Origin of the sequence: Enterococcus sp. NPDC086594, assembly GCF_044746145.1 — a bacterium.
Lineage (GTDB): Bacteria > Bacillota > Bacilli > Lactobacillales > Enterococcaceae > Enterococcus_D > Enterococcus_D entomosocium.
Genome location: NZ_JBIVBP010000001.1, coordinates 540,463 through 558,187, shown reverse-complemented (window position 1 = coordinate 558,187; position 17,725 = coordinate 540,463). Strand labels below are relative to the sequence as shown.

Genomic DNA, 17,725 nt, shown 5'->3' with positions numbered 1-17,725 from the left:
TTCTTTTATATAATTTAGATGAAACTGTAAGCGCTTTTTGAACGGAGGAGGAGAAATGACAGATGTACGCCTGTGCTTTGATGTAGGCGGGACCTATATCAAATTCGGGGTTTTTACCGAGAAGAATCAATGGCTGGACCGAGGCAAAATCAAAACCCCGAGTAATACGCGGGATGAATTTTTTGCTGCCTTAGCTGCCAAAATACAAGAAGTCGAGCAAGCGCATGTTATCGAAGGGATCGGGCTGAGTTTTCCTGGTTTCATTGATTCAGTCAATGGCCGAGCGATCATGGCGGGGGCGTTGGCTCCTTTACACGGCTGTGCTGTCGTACAAGAGCTACAGCAGCGTTTAACCAAGTCCTATCCGATCTGGATCGAAAATGATGCGAAATGTGCTGCTTTAGCAGAACTTTCTACCGGCAATGCTGCTGACGTACAAGATTTTGTCATAATCACATTAGGCACCGGTATTGGTGGCGCGCTTGTTCATCAGCGCCAGTTGATTCACGGAAATGGGTTTCGGGCAGGAGAATTCGGAATGATGATCACTGATTTTCAAGCATCTTCTTTTGCGACCCTCCATGACCTAGCTTCAACGAGAGGGCTGATTGCTGCCTATCGACGAGCAAAAGCGATTCCTGAATCAGAGGAGATTTTAGGCGAAACCATCATGCAGCAGCGGTCGAGTGATTCTGAAACGCAGGAGATTCTGAAACAGTGGGCACGTTATGTCGCACTTGCGATTTACAACCTAGCTGTCACGATGAATCCCGAAAAAATACTGATCGGCGGCGGCATCAGCCAACACCCTGATCTATTAGCTATAATCAAACAAGCAATCAATGAGAACCCCCATTGGCCAGATTTCCAAGTGCCGATCGAGACTTGTCGTTACTATAATGATTCTGGTCTGTTAGGGGCGTTGACATTGATCCAACAAGGAGGAAAAAAATGAAATTTTCAGATGGCGGTTGGTTATTTCGTGAAGGATTTGATGTGAAATTTGCGGTGCATGTCTACGATGCCCGTAAAGAAGAAAACAAATTGGTTTTATATCTGCCTTATAGCTATGTCGGACATAAAGGGGCAACGCTGGATGGCGGATTGTTAACGATGGAAGTCACTACCCCTAGAACCAATATCATTGGGATCACCCTCTACAATTATAAAGGGGTCCAAGCCAAAGCCCCCAACTTTGAATTGATGACAGAAGAGATCACTCCTGATATTTCAGAGGATGAGCAATCATATGTTTTTCGCTCGGGAGACTTGCAAGTCGTGATCAGCAAAGAGGAAAATGTGACAGCTTCGTTTTATTACAAAGAACAGCTGATTACCCAAAGCAAACCTCGCAGCAAAGCCTTAGTGATTGATCCGCAAGCAAATACCCATATCAGCGAACAGTTGACCCTGGATGTGGGAGAAACGATCTATGGTTTAGGGGAACGCTTTACTAATTTCGTGAAAAATGGCCAAAGTGTTGATATTTGGAATGCCGACGGGGGCACTGGTACGGAGCAAGCTTACAAAAATATTCCGTTTTATGTAAGTAATAAAGGGTATGGCGTCTTTGTCAATTCACCCGACCGGGTGCAATTTGAAGTGGGGAGTGAAAAAGTTTCTCGTGTTCAATTCAGCAATCCAGGACAAACGCTGCAGTACTTTGTGATCGCCGGTGATGAGTTAAAACAAGTGATCCAGCGCTACACTGATTTGACGGGGAAACCGTCGCTGCCACCTGCGTGGTCCTTTGGGTTGTGGCTAAGTACCTCGTTCTTGACGGATTATGATGAACAAACCGTAACATCTTTTGTAGACGGTATGGCAGAACGTGAGATTCCCCTTGAGGTCTTTCATTTTGACTGCTTATGGATGAAGGAATACGAGTGGTGCAACTTCACGTGGGACGAACGAACTTTCCCAGAACCGGAAAAAATGCTGCAGCGCTTGAAAGCCAAAGGATTGAAAATCTGTGTCTGGATCAATCCTTACATTGGGCAAAAATCACCCTTGTTTGACGAAGGGATGGCCAATGGCTACTTTTTGAAACGCGCCAATGGAGATGTCTGGCAATGGGACAAATGGCAAGCAGGTTTGGCGATCGTCGACTTCACCAACCCTGAAGCGGTCGCTTGGTACAATAGCAAGCTGCGTGCCTTATTAGACATGGGTGTGGATTGCTTCAAAACGGATTTTGGTGAACGGATTCCCACCGATGCGGTGTACTATGACGGCTCTGATCCAGAAAAAATGCACAATTATTACGCCTACCTATACAATAAAGTCGTCTTTGACTTGCTGAAAGAAGTCAAGGGAGCAGAAGAAGCCATCGTTTTTGCGCGGGCAGCTTCGGTTGGTTCGCAACGCTTGCCTGTACACTGGGGTGGCGACAGTACCTCAGATTATCCATCAATGGCAGAGTCACTGCGGGCAGGTCTGTCCTTTGGGTTAGGCGGCTTTGGGTATTGGAGCCACGATATCTCAGGGTTTGAAGCTGGCTCAACCCCAGACCTTTACAAGCGCTGGACACAATTTGGTCTGCTGTCTTCCCATAGCCGTTACCATGGCAGCTGGGAATACAAAGTGCCTTGGGTTTATGACGACGAAGCCGTGGCGGTAGCCAAAGCCTTTACCAAGTTAAAATTGTCCTTGATGCCTTACTTGCAAGCTCAATCGGTGCTAACCGCCCAAACGGGGATTCCGATGATGCGGGCGATGGTCTTAGAGTTTCCTGAAGACGAGATGACCCATCATTTGGATCGCCAATACATGCTGGGGGAACACCTTTTAGTTGCGCCCATTTTTAATGATCAAGGAACGGTCTCCTTTTACGTACCGAAGACGAAGGGGCATTGGATCGACTATTTATCTGGCAAAGCTTACGAGGGCGGACGTTGGTACCAAGAAACCTATGATTATTTCCACTTGCCACTGTTAGTCCGACCAAATCAACTGATTATCGAAGGCCATGAACAAACCAAAGCAGTCTATGACTATGCCGAACATCCAACGATCCATCTCTTTGATCCGCAAGACAAGACCGCTGCGGCTATCTATGATCACCACGGTGAGTGGATTGGCGAGGTGGCTGTTGAAAGAGTCGATCAAGAACTGATCGTCAAGCTGACAGGGATCCAGCAAGCATCCTTGCAGATTCACACGACTGCTGGAAAAACGAGCCATAAGCTGACGGCTGACCAAACCACGATAAAGGAGTTCTAGATGCCGATGCGAACCATCACGAATCCAATTTTACCTGGATTTCATCCAGATCCCAGTATTTGCCGTGTCGGTGAAGACTTTTATCTGGTGACGAGTACTTTTGAATATTTTCCTGGATTACCAATTTATCACAGTAAAAACTTGGCAGACTGGCAGCTGATTGGTCATGGACTTTCGCGACCTGAGCAGCTGCAGTTATCGACGAAAAATCCCAATGCTTTTGGTCTGTATGCCCCAACCTTGCGTTTTATCAAGGACCGCTTTTACCTCGTTTGTACCAACGTTGGGGCAAACGAAGGAAGAGAAGGCAACTTTCTGATCTGGACAGATGACATCGCCGGTGAATGGTCTGACCCGATTTGGCTGGACACCCCTGGGATCGATCCGACGATTTTCGCAGATGACGATGGGCAGACCTATTACTTAGGCACCCATAAGGAGATCTATCTGCGGACGATCAATTTGGCTTCTGGAGAATTAGGTCCGCGCCAAAACATTTGGACAGGCAGCGGATCGGCTGATCCAGAAGGCCCCCACTTGTATAAAAAAGACGGCTATTACTACCTGTTGATCTCCGAAGGTGGAACGTCCTATGGTCATATGCTGACCATGGCCCGCAGTCGTTCCTTGACGGGACCCTATGAAGCATGCCCCAACAATCCAGTGATGACCAATCGCAGCACGAATCTGCCGCTGCAAGCTACAGGGCATGCGGACCTCGTGCAAGATACCCAAGGCAACTGGTGGGCAGTTTGTCTGGCAGTACGCCCCATCAGCTATCCTTTGAGGCATTTGCTAGGTCGGGAAACATGCCTGCTACCGGTGGACTGGTCAAACCCATGGCCGGTGTTTGGCGAGGAAGGTCACTTGCCAGAAATCATTCAGGTAGACACAGCGGCGGCACCAAAGGAAACACAAAAGAAGAGCAGCAAGCCTGATTACGTGACTTTATTCGAATGGGCCCCGACATTGATTGAAGAAGAGCCGCATGGCTTCTTGCTGCATCCTAATCAGACGGGTCTATCTGATCAAGGCAAACTCGCCGCTGTGTTCCAACGGCAAACCGCCTTTGAGCAACAATTTCAGGCAACCTTTGATTGTCGGCAACTAACGGATGGGCAAGCAGGAGTGACGGTTTTCTTAAATGCCACCCATCACTATGAGGGATACCTAGAAAAAACGGCGTCCAGTCAGCAGCTAGTTTTCCGCCGACAAATCGGTTCCTTATGGAAAGTGGAAAAGAAACTGCCTTATGCAGCAGATATGGTCACCTTGCAGCTGAGCGCCGATAAAGAAACCTATCGTTTTTCTGTTCTTGATGAACAAGGACAAGCACAGCTTTTAGGCAGTGGAGAAACAAAATATCTGACCACTGAAGTCGGTGGTGTCTTTACTGGGATCATGGTGGGCTGTTACGCCAGTGCTTCTTCACCACAACAAACCGTTCGTGTGCGGGATTTCTAATCAATCAAAAGCCCCCTTTCGATTTCTGAAACAGGAATCGAAGGGGGCTTTACTGTTTTAGTGAAGAGAAAATGAATCTTGGCTTAGATCATGGATGCGCAAGATGACTTGTGTGCCGCTACCCAGCACACTCTCGATCGTCAAGCCGTATTCAGGTCCATAAAACATTTTGACCCGATGATTGACATTGGCTAGCCCAATGTTCTTTTTGGCATGGGTGGAGGGCGTCTTGATTTTTTGCTGCAAGTGTTCGAGTTTTTCTGGCGGTATCCCGCTGCCGTTGTCTTGTACCACGATCACCAGATCATGGCCGTCTTTGGTGATCGTCAAACGGACAAACCCTGGATAGGTGATGCCTTCCAAGCCATGGGAGATGGCGTTTTCCACCAATGGTTGAATCAGGAGGGGCAATATTTGGACTTCTTTTTGGTCGATCTCATTGGAGACTGAATAGGAAAAGTTGACTCGATCGCCAAAGCGCATCCGCTGGATCTTGACATATACGTGAACGGCATCTAAGGACTCTTCTAAACTCGTTCGCTTGGTTCCGTGGGCTTCTAGCGTATAGCGCATCGATTTTGCCAGTAATTTGATGGCGTAAACGACGTCAGAATTGCCGGAAGTCAGCGCCATCATGCGAATCGTTTCTAACGTGTTGAACAAGAAGTGGGGGTTGATCTGCCCCGCTAAGATATTAAATTCCATTTGCTGCTGCTGAGTCAATAGCTCTTGCTGTGCCAAACGTGAACGGTAGATCTCTTCTTCTTTTTTCTTGATTCGTTGAATGATCTTATGGAAATCAAGAGAGATCTGTGAAATCTCGTCTTCGCCGCTGATATTTTGAAAGAAATCATAATCCTCGATCGAGGCAAAGTAGACCGCCTGCTGCAGTTGAGAGATTCGTTTGGTAAAGAATCGAGCAAAGAGAAAGACGATGATGAAAGTAGTGATCAAAATCACCAAAACGATCGTGCTCCAACGGATCAGATTGGCGCGTAGATTGCTATAGGCATTTGTATCCGCACTATAAATTGTGATGATGTCTTCTTTGTTACTCATGGGTAAGGTGCTTTTGGTGAGCATCACCTTGGTACCATCATCTTTTAAAAAGGCAGCACTCGTTTGCGGCTCAGAAAGAGTCGTAAGCTGTCCCGGTTCACCGACTTGATTGATTTTGTCGCTATAAAAGATGACATCATCATTTAACTGTAATTCCAATTCATAGGATGAATTACGAAGTCGGTTGCTGAGATAATTATAATCGACTTGGATCTCCAAAACGGCAGTTTCTTTTGATAAAGGCAAAGGCAACGTTTTATAAAGACTCAAACGATTTGCTTTGTAATCCTCTGGCATCGTCATCAAAAAAGCATCGGGTTGCTTGAGGGCTCGTTGGTACCAGGCGGTCGCTTGAATTGTGTCATCTGCCTGTTGAAAATATTTATAGTTCGGAATGGTTTGATTCGTCGTATAGATAGTTAATTTCGCAATCGAGGTTTGAAGATTTCTGATCTCATCTAGCTGATCATAGCTATTGATGTCCACGATCGCTTCTTGGTCGTCAAGGTAATTTGCAGTTAAAAGCTGACGTAGATGAGTATCGTTTGATAAGGAACTCGCCGTGTTGGTCAGCGTGTTTGTTGTATCAAAAAGAACAGATTTGACACGCTGAGCATTCAACTCTGCCAAGTGTTGGTAATTGCCTGTCAGCTGTTTGGTTGAATCGTAGACCAATAAGAGACCTATAGTCACTGTGGATAAAAAAACAACAGGCAGATAAAGAATGAATAATTGTCGCCGAATGGAAAACTGACTCAGACGACGAAAAAGTGAGAGATGACTGATTTTTTTCATGCTTGTTGATTACGAAAGATAGAAAGCAACAGGAACGAACTACAATAAATAACGAAAGAAAAACCAAAAATCAACAAGAGGAATTTAAACAATGGAAATAAAACAACAAAACAAAACGCAGCGATAGGAATAAGCGCGAGGGCTAACGAACGGATAGGGTCCGCAATCGGTAACAGAAACGCGTTTTTTAATGTTTGCCTAAAGCTGTTTTCATAACGTCCAATTAACGCGAGGCAATAGACTAACACAATAAACAGATAAATAGCTGTAACAATTAGAACGAAGGCAAAAATACTGGCAAGAATGGTTTTTGAGGAAAACCAAAACAAGCTACTATACAGTAGTGCTACCATGGGCAATCCAAGAAGGAGAAAACTACCGGTGGCTTTCATAAAGTTTGCTCGTAGCGCTCGGACATAGCCCACGATCAATTCACCACGCTCTTCATCCGCATAACGAATCGTCACTTCATAAAGGGCAGCTGTCGCAGCTCCAATCGTAATAATTGGCAAACAGCTAATGATATATAGTAAATTTAACAATGTGAATTGTGAAAAAACGGTGGTTATTTTGTACAGTTGACCATCAGGATTGTACTTCATTTTTATCCCTCCAAAATTGATATATTCCTATAGTACTCGCAAAAAACAAATTTTGAAAGCCTTGCCATTTAGGTGTCTTTTATCTGAAACCTTGATGTATCAGCATTCTTTATAAATAAAAGAAAAATAAAGTCTAAAATGTACGGATTGACCTCTATTTTTAACAGGTGGCAAATGAGATTTCAGGTGCTAGTATTAAAAATGTAAAAGCGGTTACAAAAAAGGGGGAGGAAAATGGAAAGTAAACTAAGCAGTGTCCCAAGAAAAAATAAGCGGGTGACACGAGAAGGGAAGATTTTGTTTCTATGTATCGTTCCCTTTCTGATTCTCGTGTTTTTGTTCTCTTATTTTCCTTTGCACGGATGGATTTATTCACTTTATGATTACAAACCAGCATTAGGTTTAGCGCGCAGCGAGTTTGTAGGCTTCAAATGGTTTCGACTTCTTGTCTCTAGTCCAACACAAGTGGATCAGATCGTACAAGTAATGAAAAACACCTTTGCCATGAGTTTTTTAGGGATCGCCACTTCGATCCTACCAGTAGGCTTCGCCATTTTATTGAACGAAATCAAGTGCAAATGGTTTAAAAACTTGGTCCAAACGCTGACCACGCTGCCGAATTTTATCAGTTGGGTTTTGGTGTATACGATCGCCTTTAGCTTGTTTTCTTCAACAGGGCTGGTAAACACGTTGCTGCAAGAATGGGGCTTCGTTACAGATCCAGTCAAATTTTTGGATAGCGGCAATCATACGTGGCTAATGATGTGTCTTTGGAATATTTGGAAAGGCTTGGGCTGGGGTGCCATCATGTATCTTGCAGGCATTTCAGGAATTGACCCCGAATTGTATGAATCGGCGCGAATCGATGGGGCGAATCGTTTCCACCTGATGCGTCATATCACACTACCTGCCTTGATGCCGACGTTTCTTGTGATGCTGATGCTGTCTATCGCCAACTTGTTGAACAACGGGATGGATCAGTACTTTGTTTTCCAAAATGCATTCAATCGAAATACGATCCAAGTCCTCGATTTGTATGTCTACAATTTAGGGATGGGTGGAAATAGTCTATCTCTGGCTACCGCGATCAGTATGCTAAAAAGTGTCATTTCTGTTGCCTTGTTAGCCATCGTCAATATTGCGTCGAAAAAAATTCGGGGGACTTCCATTATTTAGGAGAGGAGGATATCTATGGAACTATCGATTAGTGAAAAGAAAAAGGCGAAAAAAGTACCCAAACGTGAAAACCTGACGTTTAGTATCCTCAATTATACCTTTTTCTTTCTGATTACGTTGATTTGTGCGTATCCTTTTTATTACTTGATTATTAATTCAATCAGTAATAATGAGTTGAGTGCGTTAGGACAAATTCGCTTTTTTCCACAAGAGATCCATTTTGAAAACTACAGTCAAGTGTTACAACTAAAAGGGTTGCCATTAGCCGCAACCGTTTCGGTGGCTAGAACGGTGATTGGAACAGCAGCAACCGTCTTAGCTTCAGCCTTCTTAGGCTTTATGTTTACCCAAGAAAAAATGTGGAAACGAAAATTTTGGTATCGCTTTGTCGTGATTACAATGTATTTCAATGCAGGGCTGATTCCATTATTCATCACGATGAAGACATTAGGTTTAACGAATAATTTTTGGGTCTATATTTTGCCGGCTGTCGTTCAGCCTTTTAACATCATCTTAGTGAAAACCTATATTGAGTCAATCCCCAAATCGTTGCAAGAAGCAGCTGAAATGGATGGAGCTGGCATCATTCAAGTATTCTTTCGGGTAATTTTACCCAACTGTACGCCGATTTTAGCAACAGTCGCGATCTTCTCGGCAGTTGGTCAATGGAATTCTTTCCAAGATACACTGATTTACATTACGGATCAAAGTCTCTACTCCTTGCAATACCTTCTTTATACGTATATCAATCAAGCCAATTCGTTGGCACAAATGGTCAAAAATACATCGGGATCACTTTCCAGTATCGCTTCAGCTGCAACAACGCAGACACCGACTTCGATTCGCATGACCGTTTCAGTCATTGTTGTTTTACCAATCATGTTTATTTATCCGCTTTTCCAGAAATATTTTGTCAAAGGAATTATGTTGGGTGCGGTGAAAGGTTAATAAAAAGAAAGAGGGAAGAAAATGAAAAAAATGTCGAAATATGTAACAACAGGTTTGTTAGGCATGACATTGCTAGGTAGTTTAGCCGGCTGTGGAGGAGCGGCTGACTCTGACACAGACGCTGCTTCCAGCGAAAGTGGCTACGATGAAACGATCACGATCGATGTCTATAATGGGCTAGCCAACTATATGGGGATGCAAGAAGGTTGGTTTGCCAAAATCGTGCGGGATAAATTCAATATGGAATTGAACATCATCGCACCAAACGTTGCTGGCAACGGAGACACTCTTTATCAAACGAGGACGGCAGCAGGTGATTTGGGCGATTTGATCATTGTTGATAATGGCCAACAATACAACGAATTGGTTGAAGCTGGTTTGTTGACCGATGCGAGCGAGTATTATGAAACTATGGAAAATGTTCAGCGCTTCGATGCGGCTGTTCAAAATCTAAACAAAGATGCCGATGGTCTATATGGCTTTCCAACTTCCGTTTCTACATTAAAAGCCACCGATCCTTCAGAAGGATTAGATCCTACATTTGGTGCTTATGTGCGTTGGGATCTTTATGGGGATCAAGGATATCCAGAAATCGGTACATTGGAAGACCTGCTTCCTGTGATTCAAAAAATGCAAGAAGACAATCCAACAACAGATTCTGGGAAAAAAGTTTATGGGTTTTCTCTATTCAGCGATTGGGACGGCAACATGATGAATGCAGGCAAACAGCTGGTCACCTACTATGGGTACGATGAATCAGGTTTTGTCTTGGCAAAAGCGGATGGTTCTGATTATCAAAGCATTCTCGATAGTGATTCTGAATATATTCGCGCACTTAAGTTTTATTTCCAAGCCAATCAAATGGGCTTAGTGGATCCAGAATCAACGACGCAAAATTACGATACACTTTTTGCCAAATTCCAAGAAGGACAAGTCTTATTCTCATGGTGGCCTTGGTTAGGTCAAGCGGCTTTTAATACGACTACGAACTTGAATGAAGGAAAAGGCTTTATGTTGGCACCGATTCAAGACCAAAAAATCTTCTCTTATGGTGCGGAAGTTTACGGTGGCAAACAATTTATCGGGATCGGTTCAAATGCCGAAGACCCAGAGCGAATCGCAGCCTTTATTGACTGGCTCTACTCTTCAGAAGGCGTGTTAGCAAATTCTTCTCAAACAAGCGGTAGTAGTGGCCCTGAAGGCTTAACTTGGGAAATGAAAGATGGCGAGCCTGTCTTAACTGAGTTTGGGAAACAAGCGTTGCTAGATGGCGATGGGGATGTGCCAGAAGAATATGGTGGCGGAAGTTACAAAGATGGTGTATCCGCGCTAAACGTCAATACGGTATTACCGATCGATATCAATCCTGATACCGGCTTCCCATATGCTTATACGATGTGGGAAAGCTATCAAAATGAAACAACCGATCCTGTAAAAGAAGATTGGTCAAAAAATATGGGTGGTGCAGAATCGACCATTGGCTATTTAGAGGAGAACGACCAATTGTTAGTTGCCCCTGGTGCCAGCTATGTAGCGCCAGAAGATAGTTCAGAGATCTCTACGTTGCGGAACCAAGCCAAAGCGACAATCATCGAGTACTCTTGGCGAATGGTTTTTGCCAAAGATGAAGCAGAATTTGACCAATTGCTAAAAGAAATGCAAGAAACAGCAGACGGCTTAGGCTATCAAACAGTGCTAGAATTTGACATGAATAATGCGAAAGATCAAAACGAAAAACGGGTAGAAGTAGCGAAAGAATTTGGGGACTAATCAAAAACAAAGAATCATAAAAATGGTTGGTCAACGGTTCCTTGACAAAAGTGAGTAAACAGCGTTTGGTTAAGCAATCACTTAAGAAGATTGATCCAGCACCAGCGGATCAGTCTTCTTTCTTTAAGGAGGAAAACAATGATAGTGGATAAAAAAGATCGTCTGCTTTTTATGGGGGATTCGATCACAGATAGTAATCGAAATTATCAAGCGATACCTGCGGGATGGTCGTCATGGGGGGACGGCTATGTTCATCTGATCAACGCCTATACCACAGCATTACTCCCACAAATGGAATTAATGATCGTTAACCGAGGCATCAGTGGAGATACAGTCGTCGATTTGAAGAAGCGTTGGAAGGATGATGTATTGGCATTTCAACCAGATTGGGTAACGATCATGATCGGTGTAAATGATGTGTGGCGGCATTTTGATGGCACATTTGCTCAAACGGAACTGGTGGGGATTGAAAGATTTGAATCAGAGTTGCGTGATTTGATCGCTCAGACATTACCGAGTGTCAAAGGAATGATTCTCTTGACCCCGTTTATGGTTGAAGCCAACAAAGAAGATCCACTAAGAGAAATGCTTACCAACTACCAACACGTGCTTGCTAAAGTAGCGCAAGAGTATGGTATCCTTTTAGGAGATACGCAGGAAAAGTTTGATGATTTTTTGCTTTATCAGTCATCCTATGTCTTAAGCAGTGATCGTGTGCATCCATCGACTGCAGGACATGTGTTGATTGCAAAAACATGGCTGGAAACAGTCGGTATTTTGGAGGAAAGACCATGATCACAGTAGAAACGATCCACCAAGTCGCGCATCAAGGCCCCTTTTTCCCAAATTGGCAATCTTTGGGCGCTTTTGTTCTACCGGAATGGTTCCCCAAAGCAAAATTTGGGGTCTTCATTCATTGGGGATTGTATAGTGTTCCTGCATTTAATAACGAGTGGTACTCCAGAAATATGTACATCAAAGACCATCCGGAATACGATCACCATATCAACACCTACGGTCCGCAAAAAAACTTCGGCTACAAAGACTTTATTCCCATATTTACTGCAGAAAAATTCGATGCAAATGAGTGGATTCGACTGATCAAACAAGCCGGTGCCAATTATCTTTTTCCCGTTGCAGAACATCACGATGGGTTTCAGATGTACAAAAGCGAGCTTTCTGAATGGAATGCGGCAGTTATGGGACCGAAAAAAGATATTCTTGCGGAATTAAAAGAAGCAGCTGAGGAACAAGGCCTGCATTTTTGCACCTCATCTCATCGTGCCGAACATTGGTTTTTCATGGGACATGGTAAGGAATTTGACAGCGACATCAAGGAACCGTTAGCAAAAGGCGACTTTTATTGGCCTGCTATGCCAGAACCTGATAATCAAGATTTGTATAGCGAGCCATATCCCTCAAAAGAGTTTTTAGATGATTGGCTACTGCGAACCTGTGAACTCGTCGACAACTATCAACCAGAGCTGCTGTATTTTGATTGGTGGATCCAACACGAAGCCTTCAAGGAGCACCTGCAAGTTTTCGCTGCTTACTATTACAATCGTGGGGCTGAATGGGGCAAACAAGTTGGTATCTGCTACAAACACGATGCCATGATGTTTGGTAGTGGTATTGTGGAGATCGAACGGGGAAAATTTGCCGAACCACAACCTTTTTACTGGCAAACAGATACAGCGATCGCTCGCAATTCATGGTGTTATACCACAACGTTGGATTACAAAACAACGCGTGAGATTTTACAGGATTTGATCGAAGTCGTCAGTAAAAATGGCAATCTTCTTTTGAATATCGGGCCGAAAGGGAATGGTTCGATCCCAGAAAAAGATCAAACGATCTTAAAAGAAATCGGTGCGTGGCTGGATGTAAACGGTGAAGCCATTTATGAAGCGAAACCATGGCGCAAAGCCGGGGAAGGACCCACGACCGTTGTCTCAGGCCAATTTCAAGAGGCACAGGCGACGACATACACGAGCCAGGATTTCCGCTTTACGGTTCAGGGGGATTCGTTGTATGCTATTGGCATGGCAAGTCCTGAGAATGGACACGCAAGGATCCAAGCACTGGCCCAGTCTAAAGATCAAAATTTGCCAGAATTTCACGGCATCATCCAAACCGTGACGATTCTAGGACACGAAGAACAGCCTATTGATTGGCAAGTGACCGATGAAGGCTTGCAACTAACTTTTGAACCAATTGAAACCGACCAACCAATCGTCTATAAAATTACAATGAAATGAGGCGCAATCCGTGATACATGAAAAAAGAACCGCACTTTTACCAGAAAGCCAAGCCAGTTTAACCACGTATGTCATGGAAAATTCTCCTGAAATGGAACCAGATCGTGTTCGACCAGCGGTCATCATCTGTCCTGGCGGCGGCTATGAAATGTTGTCTGATCGCGAAGCGGAACCCATCGCCATCAAAATGATGAGCTTTGGTTTCCAAGCCTTTGTGTTGCATTATAGTATCAAACCGGCTGTCTATCCGTTAGCCTTAAAGGAATTGGCGGCTGCCGTTCGTCTTGTGCGCACCAATCATGAGGTCTGGCACGTCGATCCTGAAAAAATCATTGTTGCCGGTTTTTCAGCTGGTGGTCACTTAGCTGCTAATCTGGGTGTGTCTTGGCAGCAACCTTTTCTAGCAGAGGCTTTACAAGGAGCCAATGAAGAATGGCGACCTAACGGGTTACTGTTGAGTTATCCGGTCTTATCTAGTGGTGAACTTGGGCACCAAGATTCCTTCCGTTCATTATTAGCAGATCGCTATGAAACAGAAAAAGCCGCTTTGTCTTTAGAGACTTTAGTCAATGAACAGACACCGCCGACGTTTCTTTGGCATACGTTAGAAGATGGATTAGTCTTGGCGGAAAACAGCCTCCTTTTTGCCGAACAGCTGCGCAAATTTAATATACCTTATGAGCTGCACATTTTCCCTCGCGGTGGTCATGGACTAAGTTTAGGAACACCGGAAACCGCCAACGGCAATCAACACGGGATCGAAGCATCGGTTGTCCGTTGGCCAGAATTGTTTGCTGATTGGGTGAGGTGGAACATCTAAGAGGAATTCAAAAAAACAGTATAATCTTTAATCAATCATCTTTGTCTAATTCTCAAATCCGTTTTTTCAGCAGTATAAAAAGGATTTACTGAAAACATAAGATTGAGTGCTTGGTTCATTTACAAAATTAGGAAAGCGAAAGGGGTATTCAGTGAAAGTCAGATTAAAAGACATTGCAAAAGAAGTAGGTGTATCGATCGCAGCCGTTTCTCAAGTGTTAAATGACAAACCGATTCGGATCACAGAAGAAAAAAAACAGCAAATCAAGCGCTTGGCGGCAGAAAACAATTATACGCCGAATGCTGCGGCTAAAAGCCTGGTTTTGAAAAAAACCAATACGATCGGACTGATCATCCCAGATATCAACAATCCTTTTTTTGCCAACTTGGCCAAGGTCTTAGAAGATTTGCTGCGAAAACAGGGGTATCTGCTGATTTTGGTCAACTCAGATGATAAAGTTGACGTTGAGAAGGAATTGATTCAGCTCCTGATTGACCGCAACGTTGATGCGTTGATCATCGCCCTTTCAACCGAATCCTACGCGGATGAGGTACAAACCAAAGAACGATTGAAGAATCTTTCGGTTCCAATCGTTTTGGTTGATAGAGGAATAGATAACTTTGAGGTCGATCAAGTCTTTTATAATAATCGGCATGGGGGATACATTGCTACCAGTGAGCTAATAAAAAAAGGACACAAAAAGATTGGTACGATGATGAACCCTGATAAAAATATCAATTGTGTGTATCGATACCAAGGCTATTTAGATGCGCTGAAGGAATTCAATCTCCAACGAAAAGACAGTTGGCATGTGGTAACAAAGTTCCAATTTGAAGACGCCTATGAAAAAGCAGACATTCTCTTAAAAAACCGAGATGTAACCGGCATTGTTGCTGGCAACGACTTGATTGCATTGGGAATTATGAAGCGTGCCAAAGAACTAGGAATCAAGGTTCCAGAGGATGTTTCGATCGTAGGATACGACAATCTTGTTTTGAATGATCTTTTAGAAGTATCTCTAACGTCTGTGGAACAAGATGTAAATGATTTAGGTGAAAAAACGGTTCTTGCCTTGATGAATGCAATCAGCGGACAGAAGCCACGTTACGTCCAATTGACACCTAGATTGATAAAAAAGAACAGTGTGACTGAAAGAGTTTCCTAGCGAAACTCTTTTTTTACTATTGACAGCGCTTTAAAACGATGCTATTCTTTGTGTGAACATTAGATAAAACGCTTTATCAGATGTTCGCTTTTTTTAGAAAAATGATAAAACGTTTTATCAAAGGTGAGAGGAGAATACGTATGTCAAAAAAAGAAGTCATTATTGATACGGATCCGGGGATCGATGATGCAGTTGCGTTGGGAATTGCTCTATTTAGTGAAGGCTTGGAGGTCAAGTTGATCACGACAGTGGCCGGAAATGTCGGTATTGAACATGTCACCAATAATTTACTGAAACTGCTTTCCTTTTGGGATTTGTCGATTCCAGCAGCACAAGGTGCATCTCAGCCACTAACGCGAGCAGTCAAAGATGCCAGCGATGTTCATGGGGTCACAGGAATGGCCGGCTATTCATTTCCAGAACCAGATCGTTCATTGCTGCTGGAAACTTCAGCTGTGGAAACGATGTATCAAACGATCAAAAAGAATAAAGAAAAAATCACAATTGTCGCATTAGGTCCTCTAACGAATATTGCTCTTTTGCTTAAGATTTATCCAGAAGTCAAAGAAAAAATCGATGAGATCGTTTTAATGGGCGGAGCCTTAGGCAGAGGAAACTTTGGTGTATTGTCAGAGTTCAATATTGCGATTGACCCCGAGGCTGCAACGATTGTTTTTGAGAGCGGCTTACCACTTTCTGTAGCACCATTAGATGTGGGCGCAAAAGCGCTTGTTTACCCAGAAGACAGCGCAAAAATCAAAGAAATGAATCAAACCGGAGATATGATGGTTCAATTATTCAAAAAATACCGTGGTGGCAGTTTTGGCACGGGGCTGAAAATGTATGACAGTTGTGCGATCGCTTATCTTTTGTGTCCAGAGATGTTCACTGTTCAAGAGACTTTTGTTGCGATCGAAACACAAGGAGCCTACACAGCAGGTGCGACAATTGTCGATCTCAACAATCGTCTGAAGCAGAAAAACAATTGCCGTGTTTGTGTCGATATCGATGAAGCGCTCTTTAAAGAATGGTTTTTACAGGCAATCAGCAAGTGTAAATAGGAGGGGAAAGAAATGATAGAAGCGATTTTAGTACTCGTTGTTTTGGGGATCGTCGGATATTTTATTATTAAGAGTTATAATCCAGCATTGATTTTGATTATTGGGGCACTTGTCTTGCTTTGTGCATCCGTTGCTTTAGGAAATCCGCTTTACCCAGAAGGCGAAGGGACTGGCTTGGCCTTATTCGATATTTTTTTAAAGCTTAAAGATACGATCATCTCTCAAGTAAGTTCTGCTGGTCTAGTGATCATGATCTTATTCGGATATTCAGGTTATATGAATCTCATTGGTGCCAATCAAAAAGCTGTCAATATCCTGGTTCAGCCAATGACCAAAATCAAGTCTAAGGCATTATTTATTCCGATCGTTTTCTTATTAGGGAATTTGATGTCATTAGTCGTCCCAAGTGCATCTAGTTTGGCAATAATTTTGATGGCAATCCTTTATCCACTGCTTCAAGGGATTGGTATCTCTTCCTTAACAGCAGCCGGTGTTATCGCAATGACTGCCACGATCATGCCGACGCCATTAGGTGCGGATAATGTGATTGCGGCTCAGACATTGAATTACAACATCTTAACTTATGTTCTGTACCATGCGAAAATTTCCATCCCAACATTGCTGATCATGGCCATTGTTCATTACTTTTGGCAAACGTATTGTGATAAAAAAGAAGGCAAAGATGCCTTTGTAGAACTAAAAGAAATTGAAAGTAAGTCAGAAGAAACGGCTGTTCCTGGATTTTATGCAATTTTACCACTCCTGCCTTTGGTGTTGATCATTATCGTTGGTATAATCGGTATATTCAAAGAAGGTGTAACAATGGATATTTTCGTCCTAACGATGATTTCCTTTTTTGTCGCATTACTGATTGAATGTTTGAGAAAGAAATCTTTCAAAATCGCGCAAGAAAGTGCAGTGGAACTATTCAAAGGAATGGGACAAGGGTTTAGTCAAGTAGTCATGTTGGTTGTGGGTGGATCATTATTTACCACAGCTATCCAAAGCTTAGGAGTGATTGATTCACTAATGAGTGCGGTAGAAAATTCTCAATCTGCTGGCGTGTTAACGGCATTGATATTCAGCGGCGCAACCGCATTGTTCGGTATTTTGAGTGGCGGAGGATTGGCGATGTTTTACGCTGTGATTGAACTGATTCCCGATATTGCCGCTAAAGCGGGAATTGACGGGATTTTGATCGCCTTGCCAATGCAGATGATCGCCAATCTTGGCAGAACGATCTCACCAGTTGCCGCTGTAATTATGATTGTGTCTTCTTTAATCGACGTCAGCCCTGTTCGGTTACTGAAACGAACCAGCGTTCCAACGATCGTTGGGATTATAGCAGTGGTCATTTTGTCGTTGGTATTGCTCCCTTACTAGAG

14 protein-coding genes are annotated in these 17,725 nt (G+C 43.5%); 12 read left to right on the top strand and 2 right to left on the bottom strand.

The genetic code is table 11. The features are described from left to right. Positions 1-55: 55 nt before the first annotated feature. Genes ACIPK1_RS02560 through ACIPK1_RS02550 form a run of 3 tightly spaced genes read left to right on the top strand, consistent with a single transcriptional unit; the run spans position 56 to position 4,686 of the window. Positions 56-955: an ROK family protein gene (locus tag ACIPK1_RS02560; RefSeq protein ID WP_400449860.1), complete on the top strand. Its 900-nt coding sequence runs from the start codon at positions 56-58 to the stop codon at positions 953-955. Continuing rightward, complete coding sequence (gene yicI / locus ACIPK1_RS02555) at positions 952-3,222, top strand: alpha-xylosidase (RefSeq protein ID WP_016612766.1); 2,271 nt, start codon at positions 952-954, stop codon at positions 3,220-3,222. Before ACIPK1_RS02560 ends, yicI begins: the two co-directional genes overlap by 4 nt. Then, positions 3,223-4,686: a glycoside hydrolase family 43 protein gene (locus tag ACIPK1_RS02550; RefSeq protein ID WP_301388205.1), complete on the top strand. Its 1,464-nt coding sequence runs from the start codon at positions 3,223-3,225 to the stop codon at positions 4,684-4,686. Between the two features lie 57 nt (positions 4,687-4,743). Here ACIPK1_RS02550 and ACIPK1_RS02545 read toward each other — a convergent pair whose 3' ends face one another. After that, positions 4,744-6,540, bottom strand: coding sequence for a sensor histidine kinase (locus tag ACIPK1_RS02545; protein WP_400449859.1), 1,797 nt, complete (start codon positions 6,538-6,540; stop codon positions 4,744-4,746). Continuing rightward, on the bottom strand, positions 6,537-7,142 hold the full coding sequence (locus ACIPK1_RS02540; RefSeq protein ID WP_005234068.1) for a YesL family protein: 606 nt from the start codon (positions 7,140-7,142) through the stop codon (positions 6,537-6,539). Before ACIPK1_RS02540 ends, ACIPK1_RS02545 begins: the two co-directional genes overlap by 4 nt. Before the next feature lie 234 nt (positions 7,143-7,376). Between ACIPK1_RS02540 and ACIPK1_RS02535 the strand changes: the two genes are divergently transcribed. The 9 genes from ACIPK1_RS02535 (at position 7,377) to dcuC (ending at position 17,723) form a co-directional block, all read left to right on the top strand. Beyond that, positions 7,377-8,318, top strand: a complete 942-nt coding sequence (locus ACIPK1_RS02535) for a sugar ABC transporter permease (RefSeq protein WP_005228459.1) — start codon at positions 7,377-7,379, stop codon at positions 8,316-8,318. A gap of 15 nt (positions 8,319-8,333) precedes the next feature. Then, positions 8,334-9,266, top strand: a complete 933-nt coding sequence (locus ACIPK1_RS02530; RefSeq protein WP_005234069.1) for a carbohydrate ABC transporter permease — start codon at positions 8,334-8,336, stop codon at positions 9,264-9,266. 21 nt (positions 9,267-9,287) lie between these two features. Continuing rightward, on the top strand, positions 9,288-11,036 hold the full coding sequence (locus ACIPK1_RS02525) for an ABC transporter substrate-binding protein (protein ID WP_005234070.1): 1,749 nt from the start codon (positions 9,288-9,290) through the stop codon (positions 11,034-11,036). 138 nt (positions 11,037-11,174) lie between these two features. Further along, a complete protein-coding gene (locus ACIPK1_RS02520) occupies positions 11,175-11,831 on the top strand; it encodes an SGNH/GDSL hydrolase family protein (RefSeq protein ID WP_005234072.1) in 657 nt (218 codons plus the stop codon). Beyond that, positions 11,828-13,294 carry an alpha-L-fucosidase gene (locus tag ACIPK1_RS02515; protein WP_086372346.1) on the top strand — a complete coding sequence of 489 codons (1,467 nt, stop codon included), beginning with the start codon at positions 11,828-11,830 and terminating at the stop codon, positions 13,292-13,294. Before ACIPK1_RS02520 ends, ACIPK1_RS02515 begins: the two co-directional genes overlap by 4 nt. A 10-nt stretch (positions 13,295-13,304) precedes the next feature. After that, the gene (locus ACIPK1_RS02510) at positions 13,305-14,114 is read left to right on the top strand and encodes an alpha/beta hydrolase (protein WP_008380605.1); all 810 of its coding nucleotides are present in this window, start codon (positions 13,305-13,307) and stop codon (positions 14,112-14,114) included. A 151-nt stretch (positions 14,115-14,265) separates the two neighbouring features. Then, the gene (locus tag ACIPK1_RS02505; RefSeq protein WP_008380606.1) at positions 14,266-15,279 is read left to right on the top strand and encodes a LacI family DNA-binding transcriptional regulator; all 1,014 of its coding nucleotides are present in this window, start codon (positions 14,266-14,268) and stop codon (positions 15,277-15,279) included. A 140-nt stretch (positions 15,280-15,419) separates the two neighbouring features. Further along, complete coding sequence (gene rihC / locus ACIPK1_RS02500; protein ID WP_301388211.1) at positions 15,420-16,340, top strand: ribonucleoside hydrolase RihC; 921 nt, start codon at positions 15,420-15,422, stop codon at positions 16,338-16,340. A 12-nt stretch (positions 16,341-16,352) separates the two neighbouring features. Next, positions 16,353-17,723: a C4-dicarboxylate transporter DcuC gene (gene dcuC, locus ACIPK1_RS02495; RefSeq protein WP_400449853.1), complete on the top strand. Its 1,371-nt coding sequence runs from the start codon at positions 16,353-16,355 to the stop codon at positions 17,721-17,723. The last annotated feature ends 2 nt before the right edge of the window (positions 17,724-17,725 follow it).